This is a genomic window from Aquabacterium sp. UBA2148, from assembly GCF_002328915.1.
GTDB lineage: Bacteria > Pseudomonadota > Gammaproteobacteria > Burkholderiales > Burkholderiaceae_C > Aquabacterium > Aquabacterium parvum.
The window spans coordinates 1-915 of record NZ_DCXA01000055.1; the positions used below are offsets into that span (position 1 = coordinate 1).

Genomic DNA, 915 nt, shown 5'->3' on the forward strand with positions numbered 1-915 from the left:
CTGGGTGGCTTCGTGGCCGCGATGGCGCTGTTTGCCTTGTTGGGCGGGCTCGCCATCGTGCTGCTGCGTCGAGCGGTCGAGCGCCATGGCGAGCGCCTGCCCAACTGGTTGAGCCTGGCCACCCGCCAGGTCACGGCGCAGCCGGGCCACAGCATCGTTCAGGTGTGTGCCCTGGGCATTGGCCTGCTGGCCTTGATGCTGCTGGTGCTCATCCGCACCGACTTGATCACCAGCTGGAAGGCCGCCAGCCCACCTGACGCCCCCAATCGTTTCGTCATCAACATCCAGCCGGACCAGGTCGAAGCCTTCCAGCAGGCCTTGCGAAAGGGCGGGGTGAGCCAGTACGACTGGTTCCCGATGGCGCGTGGCCGCCTGGTGGCCATCAACGGCAAACCCGTGCGGCCGCAAGATTTCGTCGATGACAGGGCCCAGCGCCTGGTCGACCGCGAGTTCAACCTCAGCCACGCGGTGGAGCCGCCCCGTCGCAACGATCTGGTCGGTGGGCGATTCCTGCCCGAGGAGCCGAACGCTTTCAGCGTGGAAGAAGGCATTGCCCAAACCCTGGGTTTGAAGCTGGGTGACACCTTGCGCTTTGACCTGGCCGGCCAATTCGACGAGCGCCGCATCACCAGCCTGAGGCGGGTGGACTGGTCGTCCATGCGGGTCAACTTCTTCGTGATGACTCCCAGGGCCGCCGAGGCCAACTGGCCCGCGACCTGGATCACCGCCTTTCGCATGCCGGCGGGCTCGGTGCTGGACCGAACCCTGGTGCAGGACTTCCCGAACGTGACCGTGGTCGATGTGACGGCCACGCTGGCGCAGGTGCAGTCGGTGCTGGATCAGGTGATCACGGCGGTCGAGTTCCTGTTCGCGTTCACGTTGGCCGCCGGGCTCATCGTCTTGATGGCCGGGCTG

The 915-nt window shown here is 66.2% G+C and carries 1 protein-coding gene; it reads left to right on the forward strand.

What is annotated here, in order from left to right; translation table 11 throughout:
* A partial coding sequence (locus B2W70_RS02985; RefSeq protein ID WP_414631019.1) for an ABC transporter permease occupies positions 1-915 on the forward strand: 915 nt, incomplete at both ends.